Here is a 10,567-nt window from a genome sequence, read left to right on the forward strand (position 1 = left end):
ACCTGATACCTGACACCTTTTTTTAGACATAATTTATCATACTCAAAGTAGAAGAGCCATAAACTTATTGATTAATCGCTCCTGAAAACTTGGATGCGTCTAGCTTACGTTTTCGGTTAAAGACTTCTTTTCGTGATAATAAAATCATTCCCTACCACTGCATTTCTAGCTAATAAATTCCCATTAATATCTAATAAATTCAATTTATAAAAATCTAAACTTTTCACTTTTTCAAGGATGTCATTGACTAAGTTATTTTGTTGAGTATCACCTAATTTATACCAATCATCACTAATATAAATTATTAAACTATTTAAGTTCAAGTTAGCTTGAATTTTGATGATCAATTTTTTACCGTATTTTGTGGTAATTTGATCTATTTGTTCTTTAATATTTTTTAGTAAATAATCTTCGGGAGTGAAAATTAATTCCAATTCTTTGTCTGATTCACTAACTGTATTATCTTTATTATCTATCTCAATATTTTCATTGTCTAAGGTGTTAATATTATTATCTTCTATAACTTGATTATTTTCTATATTTTCTTCATTTTCTAAACTTTTTGATTCATTATTTTGCTCAAGATTTTCTTCATTTTCTATAATTCTAATATTTTCTATTTCATTATTGATAGTTTGATTTTCTGTATTGATACTATCATTATTTTTAATATCTTCTATATTTTTAATTTCTTCTACTAGATTATCTTTATTTTCTGCTAAAGTTTTGACGGCATTTTTTGGATTAATAAAACCTAAAAATATATTGAAAAAAATGCTTACTAATAAAACTATTACTAACAATAAATTAAGATTATTTTTCGATTTTTTGATCTTTTTTTGCAGGGGTGGATTATTTAATTCGGTATTGTCAAGGGATATGGTATTATTATCTTCTAAATTATCAATTTCTTCATTATTACTATCATCGGGATTATTTAGATTTTTTAATCTTAAATAGTCAACTAAGGCGTTACTGGATTGTACTAAATCATCAACTATGGTTAAATTAGGTAAATCTTTAATTTTCTTGTCATTGATAATGTCAATGGATTTTTGTAGTTGAAGAATTGTTCTTTTTAAGGATTTTTTGATTTCGATCGAACCATTGGGGTTAATATTTTCTGGGGTATTATCCATAAACTGAAAGGTAAAAAATGTAAAATTTACAACTTAGAATGTAGAATTGACAATTAATCATTAATTCAATATTATGTCCTAAATTGTGATCGTTTTTTGATAAAATGTTGGGCAAACAAATAAAATGGACTATTTATATATTGATCGTTATACTTTGTGTAAGTTGTAGTGTAGAAAAACCCCCGTTAGAATTTGCACCAAGTCCTAGTATAATTGAAAAAGCTCTGACATTTAAACTGGAATATGAACAGGAATCTTTGAGTAGGCAATTAACCCAAAAAAAACTTAACTTTACTATAACTGAAATTAATATTACAAAAATTGAACCGATTATTCTTTTTAATTTGCCAACGTATCATTTAGAAGGAAACTACAAAATTAAATTAAGTAAAAATACCCGTCAAAATACCTCGGTAACGAATACATTTAATCTTGATTTACAAAGACAATCCACAGGAAAAACATGGAGAATATTATTACAGTCTAAAGAAAAAAACTCTGTAAAATATTCTAGTTATTTAATTTACTGATTTGTATTGTACTTTACAATTTTTATCTTAAAATCTTGATATGATTTAAGTGATTAAGTAAGATCGTCACTTTAACAAAAAACAAGCTAAACTTTTATATAATTAGCCATGAAACTACTTCTTTTAGATGATTTAGTCGAGCAAGGAATTTCTGCTACAGAAGTTCAACAGTCGATGACTCTAAATTGTTTCGCTAAAACCTTTCGTCGTCAATCTGTACTTCCTAAAAAGTTTAAAGATAAAGCCTTAAACTTATGTGAAGAAATGACTCAGTTAGGACAAGAAACATTTATAGTTGAGACAAATTTTTCTTATACTGTTTGGGTAGAAGAACCAAAAATTAAGGAACAAACAAACAAAGTTAATTCTGCATCTATTAACAATCAATTAAACACAAATAATGTTGACCAAAATCAAAATTTATCAGCATCTTTACCTGTAATCAATGAAGAAGAATTAGAGGTTTCTGTATCTTCTATGGAGAAAACAGAGATTGATAGCAAACAAACATTTGTACCTAGTTCCTACAATCTTTTTGATATTGCTTCTTCTAATAGTTTACAGAAAAATGTCAGACAAAATAGGGAAAATAAACCCGTTTCTGCCGTGGGCGAGGATGTTAAAACTTATCGAGGTGTGGTGATTCAAGATTCTCCCAAATCTCCATCTGCTGACACTTCTGCTGTGAAACCGAAAGGAAAACCAATCACTTATCGTGGTGTCACTTATTATGCTTGACACTCGAACGAAATTTTGCATAAAAACAGAGTATTATTTTGACAAAACTATAGTTTTAGCCCGTCAAAATAATATTTTTTACTCTGATTGAAAATAAAAATATAATCAATAGTTGTTAATAATTTCCGAATTGAAATCAGTTTTTGGATGATCCCCAAGAAAATTATCGTTAATAAAACAACTTTTGATCTTGTTACTCAGTTAAATATAATAACCTTTTGCCGTGAATAAGAGCAATGACGGTAACAGTGTCTTCTTGGACACGATAAATGAGACGATAACTATAGGCAAATTGCTCAATAATAGTCGATTCTTCGATTTCAGGGATTAACCTTCCCTGTTTCGCATCGTGCTGTAAATTATTAGTAATCTCGATAACTCTACAAACAACCGCCGCCGCATAAGACGGTGAATCTCTGGCAATATAACCCGCAATGGCTTCTACATCTTCCACTGCTTTAGGAGACCAAACTACTCGATAAGCCATTTACTTAATAATCCTTCTACTTGTGCTTGTGGTAAAACGCCTTCTCTATCAGCCACTTGTAAACTTTGACGAACTTTTCCTAAAACGTATAAATGATATTGTATATCTTCAATGGTGCAATCATCTGGTAATTTTCGCAACATCGACTCAACTTTTTCTTTTGGTGAACTCATGGGAGAATTAAGAATTAAGAATTAAGAATGAGGATTTAATAAAATATAAAAGTTTATTTTAAGAGATTGCTTCGTGCCTCGCAATGACAATCCAACTTAACTAAATTATTTAATTTCCATTCCTTAATAAGAATTAAGGACCAGAAAAAACAGCGTCTTCAATGTCTTGACGAGAGAGAGAATAACGGAATGCTCTTTTGATGTCGCTACCATCTGCACCTGCATTAAGGTAGTTAACGATTAAATCTTCTATCTCTAGGGTAATTTGTGCTTCCCATCCTCTTTTTTTGACATACCAACAATTGAGTAGTTTAGGATTTTGTTCACACCCCATATTTTTTAACCATCGTTCAATTTCTGGTAAGGGAAAATTATATAAAGGACTTTTGGCGGTTAATTTCTGCATTATTTTCGAGACGAAGAAAAAATCACAACATCGGATTTAAGATTAACAATTATAACTATATAGCAGAAGTTCTCAACCACGCAATAGTTATCGCTAATAACATACAACCGACGATCGTACCGAACATTAATAATAGTGCAAATAGTTCTCCACTGGATAAAGGTCGATCGGTAGCATCCAAGTAAGCTGATCTCATTCCATCTTTTTCATCTTCTAACACAGAAAAATCATAGGGAGTTTGAATGACATTCCAACGAGAGTAACCGATTTGTAAATCATAGATCGATCGAGATTCAGGATTGGCTAAGACACCATAAGCCTCATTTAGTTGATGAAATTTTTGTTTTGCTTCCTCTAAGGGTAAATTAGTGGTGTCAGGGTGATATAGTTTACTTAACTCCCGATAAGCTCTTCTAATCTCAATGACTGAACAGCTAGGATGTAAATTAAATAAACCATAGTGGGTATCAGCAAAATATTTTGGAGAAGAAGGAGAAAAATTAGTGCTATTCACCGTTTTTTTGACATCAATATCTGTTTCAATATTTTAGTACATGATTTTATATTTTGTGCCGTGATCATTTATCGAATTTTAATTTATGTTAACAACTGGACTTTATTCTACTTTTAGACGTATTTTCATTATTGCTGTATGTACTTTGACTGTTTGGTTTAGTTATAGCGGTGTTTCTCAAGCCGATATTAATAACGATCGATATGACGGTAATATTTTCGTTGTTTATGCAGGTAATGGTTCATTAGTACCATCTAAATTAACCTTAAAACAATCGTTAGAGAGGAAATTGCCAGTAGTATTGGTTTATTATTTAGATGACAATAGTGATTCTAAGCAATATGCTTTTATTGTTTCTCGTTATCAGGAATTTTATGGAAGGGCGGCAAGTATTATTCCCATTAATATTGATACTATTCCTCAAAAAGATAGTTTTCAACCCGATGAGGTGGGTTATTATTATAAACAGGGCATTCCTCAAACTGTGGTTTTAGATCAAAAAGGTAAAGTAGTTTTTGATGAAGTGGGGCAATCTCGCTTTGAAGATGTGGACGATGTGTTACGCAAAGTTTTTGACTTAGTACCTCGATCGGAGTCTGTCGAATTAAAACGTAAAACCTTTAACCAGTTTAACAGTGAATTAGTCCCCGAAACCAAAGAATAGAAGAATTAAGAATTAAGAATTAAGAATTAAGAATTAAGAATTAAGAATTAAGAATTAAGAGTTAAGAATTAAGAGTTAAGAATTAAGGAATGGAAATTAAATAATTTAGTTAACTTTGATTGTCATTGCGGTGAGGCGCGTAGCGTTGCGAGGCAACGAAGCAACCTGAAGCAATCTCTTAAGTGAGTAGGCAAAATTAATTGTATATTTACTTTATGAAAGGCAAAAGGCATCGGGGCATAGGCAACAAAGATGTAGGTTATTTTAATTAATTTTAAAATTCACAATCTATTTTGCATGAGTACTTATGATCAGAAAATCATAAATATTTGTTCAGCTAAAGCGCATTTAACTTGCATTTTTGATTAATTTTTGAAAATAACTTTTCCCTTTTCCCTTTTCCCTTTTCCCATTCCCCATTCCCCATTCCCCATTAGACAACTTAGATGCGTCCTAATTTATGATCTATTGATTTTTCTGTAATAATTGATAGAGTAGCAGATTAAAATATTCCTCATTCTTAGTATTTATTATGACCATAAAACAAATACAGGTATTGATAGTGGAAGACGAGTTAATCGCCGCCGAAAGTCTTTCCTTTGACTTGAAAAAAATAGGCTATCAAGTTTGTGGCATTGTTAACTCAGGTGAAAAAGCCATTGAAAAGGCAAATACCATAAAACCTGATTTAATTTTAATGGATATTATGTTAAAAGGAAAAATGGATGGTATTGAGGCGGCGCAAGTTATTTATAGTCAACATAAGATTCCGATTATTTATCTTAGTGCTTATGGAGACAGTCAAACTCTGGCGAGGGCAAAATCTATCCCTGTTTATGGTTATTTGGTCAAACCTTATAAAATAGCGGATATTAGTACTACTATAGCGATGGCATGGGCAAAGTATGAGGAAGATTTGCAACGGGAGGCGGATTTGTGTGCTGAAAAAAAACTTAACCAGATAAAAACCCAAGCCTTAGCCACTGCTTCCCATGATTTGCGCACTCCTTTAACGAATATTCTCGGTTATACTGAATTGATTCGAGATTATGGCGATCGAATTTCTCCTGATAAAAAGGAAAGATACTTTAATTTCATTAAATCTGCGGTAGTAAAAATGACAGATTCTCTGGAAGATTTGTTGTTAATCAGTAAAGCTGAGGAAGGAAAAATAACCCTTTATCCCCAAAATTTTAACCTTGTCGAATATCTCAGTATTATGGTGGACGAGTACAATAATTTAACCAGTGAACATGAGATAAAATTATATAGTAATCAAGAAAATTATCAAGTTTATTTAGATCAAAAAATTCTGAATCACATTTTAAATAATTTAATTTCTAATGCTATTAAATATTCTCCTGAAGGGGGAATAATTATCTTAAATTTATGTTGTAATTCTGAAGAATTTATCTTAGAAATAGAAGACAAAGGTATAGGAATGCCTGAAGATTATCAAGCAAAATTATTTACTTTATTTGAGAGAGCTAGTAATGTCGGCAGTATTAAAGGTAATGGCTTAGGGCTTTCGATCGTTAAAAAAGCTATTGATTTACACGGTGGAAAAATAGAAGTTAAAAGCAAAGAAAATGAAGGCACAAAATTTATACTTACAATTCCTTTTTCTCTGAATAAATAAACATCTGAGAGAAAAACAGGCAAGATGCCTGTTCTACGTCTGTTATAAATAAAATTTATAGACATTGTAGATCGATCGATTAAAATTATGTTCAATAATCTAAAATGAATTAATATAAGATCATCAGTTGCTATTGGAGAGAGAATTATGCCCGTAGGATTACCAGAGTTTGCCGATAATCCCGAAAATCGTTGTCCTGTTATTCTATTGTTAGATACTTCAGGATCAATGTATGGTGAACCCATTAACGCCTTAAATAAAGGCATTACTACCTTTAAAGAAGATGTTATTAAAGACACTCAGGCAAGTTTAAGCGTAGAATTAGCCATCATTACCTTTGGTGATACCGTTAAATTAGCTCAAGATTTTATCACGATCGATGAATTTAATCCGCCAAAATTAGAAGCGAGTGGCGTAACTCCTATGGGAGAAGCTATGGAAAAAGCCCTAATATTATTAGAAAGTCGCAAGAGAGAGTATAAAGAGAATGGTATTGGTTACTATCGCCCTTGGATATTCTTAATTACCGATGGTGCGCCTACGGATAATTGGCAAACTTCTGCGGAAATGGTAAGAGAAGCGGATGCTCAAAAACGTTGTCTTTTCTTCACTGTAGCAGTGGAAGGAGCAGATATGAACAAACTTAAACAAATAGCACCGATCGATCGTCCTCCTGTAGTATTAAATGGTTTAGATTTTCGAGGTTTATTCCAGTGGTTAAGCACTTCCATGAAAAGAGTTTCTGGAGGTAAAATTGGCGAAGCCGTTGCATTACCGCCCGTTGGTTGGGGACAAATTTCTATTTAAGGATTAACTATGAAAAAATGGAAAACTGTTGTTCAATGTGCCATAGGGGTTAGTCATCAACAACAAAATTTGCCCTGTCAAGACTACGGAGATTATCTTTTATTTGGTAACAAAATTGTTATTGGAGCAGTGGCAGATGGTGCAGGAAGTGCTAAATATTCGGATATTGGTTCAAAAATTGCTGTAAATACGGCTATTAGCTTTTTAGAAGGTTATTTCGATCGACTTCTTGAAAATATTAAACTAAATCCTGACAAGCCTCGCCGAAATACTCCTAGTATTAATCAAGCTCAAGATGTTTATAATGATTTACTGAAAGAAGTATTAAAAGCGATTAATGATGAAGCACAAAAGTCTAATTATCAATATCAAGATTTAGCTTGTACTTTGATCATCTTTTTTGCTAGTGATAAGTACATCTGTGCTATGCAAATTGGCGATGGTTTTATTGCGGTGCGTCCTGTGGATGAAGATTTACAACTGTTGTTCACTCCCGATAAAGGAGAATATATTAACGAAACAACTTTTGTTACTTCTAGTAATGCCTTTGAGGAAATGCAGATTAAAGTATTAGATAAGCCATGCAGTTTTATTTGTGCTTCTACCGATGGTTTAGAGAAAGTGGCGATTAATTTTAAGAATTGGCAACCCTTTCCTCCTTTCTTTAATCCGTTAGAGGAATACATGAAGGAAACCGCCGAAACCGAAGAAGATAAGCAGTATATCATTGATTTTCTCAACTCGGAAAGATTAAATGCTCGAACCAATGACGATAAAACCTTACTTTTAGCCCTACTCACCGAATAAAATTAGTCTATGAATACTGTAGTTTGTGCCAAAACGAATCAAGATATTATCTTACTTGATCAAATTGCTAATAGTGGTGAGGGGGAAGTTTGGACAACTAATTGGAGTAGGATGTTAGCAAAAATTTATCATCATCCTACGTCCGATCGATTCGCTAAACTAGAAGTAATGATCAGCCATCAGCCTGATGATCCTAATAAACAATTAAAGCATAATTCTTTTGCTTTTCCTCAGTCTTTAATCAAAGATAATAAGGGTAATTTAATCGGTTTTTTGATGCCTCAAATAATTGGAGGTATCGAATTAATTAATCTTTATAGCCCTAGAATAAGAAAATCCAAAAAGTTAGAAGTTGACTGGCATTTTTTGCATAGTGTGGCTTTCAATATCGCTTCTATTATGGCGGCAATTCATCGAGAAGGCTATATAATTGGAGATATTAAACCACAAAATATTTTAGTAAATAGTCAGGCTTTACCATCTTTTATTGATACGGATTCTTTTCAAGTAAGACATCCTTATCGAGATCAAATATATCATTGTTTAGTGGGTACAGAAGGTTATACTCCACCTGAGTTAATTGGTAAAGATTTTCATAATATTGAACAATATATTTATCATGATAATTTTCGTTTAGGAGTTTTAATTTATCAATTATTATTTAGTTATCATCCTTTTAGCTTAGGTAATTGGCAAGGTGCAGGAGATAAACCCGAACAAAATGACTTAATAAAACAAGGTATTTGGATAGAAAGTGATCATAATCTTTTAATCCATAATCACAATACTATTCCCTTAAATATTGTTCATCCTGCTCTACAAAAATTATTTAAAAAATGTTTTAATGATGGTCATTCTCAACCTCATTTACGCCCTTCTGCTGAAGATTGGTTTTATGCTTTAAGGCAAGGAGTAAATAATTTACAAGTTTGTGATCAAATTGATAGTCATGTTTATTCTAGTTTAGAAAATAACTGCTATTGGTGTGCCAGAAAAAGTAAACTAGATACAGATATATTTGAACTACCAACGGGCATTAAATCAACATCTAAAACAAGAGTAAAATCTTCATCCTCAACAAATTCTAAGAATTATCAAACTAATTTATTGCCTCAAAATAAAAACAAATCTACTCAAATATTTGATGCTACTAAGAGGGAAGAAATATTAAAACAAAATGGAAAAGAAATAACGATTATTGGTCAAGTGATTAATTTTACAAATGGAGATTTATTAAACAATCAAATTTCACGGTATCTGATTCTTGAAATAAAGAAACTAGAGTTTTTTGATAACAACCAAGAATATCAATCATATAATCTTCAAGAAGATCATCCATTTTATATTATAGTAAATTTTAAAAAATTTCCTTTATTCCTAGATACTATTAATGAACTATCGATTAATCTATATCTTAAAATTTATGGAAATATACAAATAAATAAAGGAATTAATACACCAGAAATATGTTTAGAAAATCCCAATCAAATAACAGTTCTTAGTGAGTCTGAAGTTAAATCTTTATTATCTTTTTCTGATATAAATAATAATGCTAATGTAAATTCTCAATCACAACAAAAATCATCAAATCCTCCCCTTAGTTCTGTTAAAGTATCTAAACCAAAACAAAAATCCTCTCCAGCACAAACTACCCATAGTTATACTTATGTCAAACCAAATCTGGCGCCATTTCAAGCACAACCTGCACCGAAAAAAACTCGTATAACTATAACAAAACAATCATCTCCAACACAAAATAAAAATTTTCAAAATAGTCAACGAAATTCTACATCAAATAGCAATGATTTATTGGAATCTTTAGCTTTTTTTATAATTTTAATTCCAACAATTTTGACATTATTTATTATTATTGAATGGGGTAATCTAGGTTGGGTAATTATGACTTTTTTAATTACTTCTTTTGTGTGTATATCTATTTTCAGTTACCTAAATAGAGATTTAGATGGTTTTAAAAGAAGTCTTTTTTTAGTTTTACTTGTATATTTCACAATAGTTATTACATGGTTTTATGGTATAGGTTGGGGAATTATAGGATTTATTGTTTATTTTAGTTTTTTCCGTATTCTTTTCTCATAAATCTTATTTTTATCAGATAAAAAGCGTTTAAAAAATATGAACAAAAGTTTGCAAAAAATTAAGATAGAGATGCGGAGTTATTATTAGAATATTGATTACTAATTTATCAGGTTCGATTATTGATTTGGTTCGATCGAACTTTTTGGGGAGGATTCGATCGTGTTTTTTATTAAGTGTCCCTAAAATTATTTAATTCTTTATACATCGAAGGCTTCTTCTCTATTTAAAAATTTTAATCTCTTGAGTAAAACGTCATTTTTCCTCTCTAAAAGTTCTGTCCCTTCTTCTGTTAAAAGAAGATATAGGGTTTCAATTTCCTGTTTGTTCATAGAGGTTATTAATTCCGCTATATTTTGAATAGGTATATCGATCGAAAGTTTTGTCATAATTATTCTCTATAAAACGATTAAAAATTATTATAGCAACCTTAAATGATTTTATTATTTAGTCATCAATTCCTTCCCATAGTTCAGAAATTGGTATAGTTTTTCCTTCTTTTCTTTCTTGCAAAGCCCGTCTTAAACTAGCTTTAATTTCTTCTACTGGGGTATCATCAGGATCAGACT

13 protein-coding genes are annotated in these 10,567 nt (G+C 31.0%); 7 read left to right on the forward strand and 6 right to left on the reverse strand.

Going from position 1 to position 10,567, the window contains the following annotated elements; translation table 11 throughout:
• Window positions 1-116: 116 nt before the first annotated feature.
• Window positions 117-1,139, reverse strand: a complete 1,023-nt coding sequence (locus tag ACN4EE_RS20215; RefSeq protein WP_431708302.1) for a hypothetical protein — start codon at window positions 1,137-1,139, stop codon at window positions 117-119.
• A gap of 104 nt (window positions 1,140-1,243) precedes the next feature.
• Between ACN4EE_RS20215 and ACN4EE_RS20220 the strand changes: the two genes are divergently transcribed.
• Both ACN4EE_RS20220 and ACN4EE_RS20225 read left to right on the forward strand, forming a co-directional pair.
• On the forward strand, window positions 1,244-1,669 hold the full coding sequence (locus ACN4EE_RS20220; protein WP_431708303.1) for a hypothetical protein: 426 nt from the start codon (window positions 1,244-1,246) through the stop codon (window positions 1,667-1,669).
• 108 nt (window positions 1,670-1,777) lie between these two features.
• Entirely contained in the window at window positions 1,778-2,407 is a 630-nt protein-coding gene (locus tag ACN4EE_RS20225) for a hypothetical protein (RefSeq protein ID WP_431708304.1), read from the forward strand.
• Between the two features lie 193 nt (window positions 2,408-2,600).
• Here ACN4EE_RS20225 and ACN4EE_RS20230 read toward each other — a convergent pair whose 3' ends face one another.
• The 4 genes from ACN4EE_RS20230 to ACN4EE_RS20245 form a co-directional block, all read right to left on the reverse strand.
• Complete coding sequence (locus ACN4EE_RS20230; RefSeq protein WP_431708305.1) at window positions 2,601-2,894, reverse strand: type II toxin-antitoxin system RelE/ParE family toxin; 294 nt, start codon at window positions 2,892-2,894, stop codon at window positions 2,601-2,603.
• Window positions 2,879-3,067, reverse strand: a complete 189-nt coding sequence (locus ACN4EE_RS20235) for a hypothetical protein (RefSeq protein WP_431708306.1) — start codon at window positions 3,065-3,067, stop codon at window positions 2,879-2,881. The genes ACN4EE_RS20230 and ACN4EE_RS20235 overlap by 16 nt, the downstream gene beginning before the upstream one ends.
• Before the next feature lie 133 nt (window positions 3,068-3,200).
• Window positions 3,201-3,473, reverse strand: a complete 273-nt coding sequence (locus ACN4EE_RS20240) for a DUF3143 domain-containing protein (RefSeq protein ID WP_431708307.1) — start codon at window positions 3,471-3,473, stop codon at window positions 3,201-3,203.
• Between the two features lie 55 nt (window positions 3,474-3,528).
• Window positions 3,529-3,987 (reverse strand): J domain-containing protein, encoded by a 459-nt coding sequence (locus ACN4EE_RS20245; protein WP_431708308.1) that lies wholly within the window; start codon window positions 3,985-3,987, stop codon window positions 3,529-3,531.
• Between the two features lie 85 nt (window positions 3,988-4,072).
• On the opposite strand from ACN4EE_RS20245, the gene ACN4EE_RS20250 reads away from it, so the two are divergent.
• The 5 genes from ACN4EE_RS20250 (at window position 4,073) to ACN4EE_RS20270 (ending at window position 10,001) form a co-directional block, all read left to right on the forward strand.
• Entirely contained in the window at window positions 4,073-4,651 is a 579-nt protein-coding gene (locus ACN4EE_RS20250; protein ID WP_431708309.1) for a thylakoid membrane photosystem I accumulation factor, read from the forward strand.
• A gap of 532 nt (window positions 4,652-5,183) precedes the next feature.
• Entirely contained in the window at window positions 5,184-6,290 is a 1,107-nt protein-coding gene (locus tag ACN4EE_RS20255; RefSeq protein ID WP_431708311.1) for a hybrid sensor histidine kinase/response regulator, read from the forward strand.
• A 147-nt stretch (window positions 6,291-6,437) separates the two neighbouring features.
• Complete coding sequence (locus ACN4EE_RS20260; protein ID WP_431708312.1) at window positions 6,438-7,097, forward strand: vWA domain-containing protein; 660 nt, start codon at window positions 6,438-6,440, stop codon at window positions 7,095-7,097.
• A 9-nt stretch (window positions 7,098-7,106) separates the two neighbouring features.
• On the forward strand, window positions 7,107-7,904 hold the full coding sequence (locus ACN4EE_RS20265; RefSeq protein WP_431708313.1) for a PP2C family serine/threonine-protein phosphatase: 798 nt from the start codon (window positions 7,107-7,109) through the stop codon (window positions 7,902-7,904).
• 9 nt (window positions 7,905-7,913) lie between these two features.
• Window positions 7,914-10,001 (forward strand): protein kinase domain-containing protein, encoded by a 2,088-nt coding sequence (locus tag ACN4EE_RS20270; RefSeq protein ID WP_431708314.1) that lies wholly within the window; start codon window positions 7,914-7,916, stop codon window positions 9,999-10,001.
• 197 nt (window positions 10,002-10,198) lie between these two features.
• Here ACN4EE_RS20270 and ACN4EE_RS20275 read toward each other — a convergent pair whose 3' ends face one another.
• Window positions 10,199-10,387, reverse strand: a complete 189-nt coding sequence (locus ACN4EE_RS20275; protein WP_431708315.1) for a hypothetical protein — start codon at window positions 10,385-10,387, stop codon at window positions 10,199-10,201.
• Window positions 10,388-10,567: the final 180 nt, after the last annotated feature.

The sequence above is a fragment of the Geminocystis sp. CENA526 genome (assembly GCF_050753365.1).
Lineage (GTDB): Bacteria > Cyanobacteriota > Cyanobacteriia > Cyanobacteriales > Cyanobacteriaceae > Geminocystis.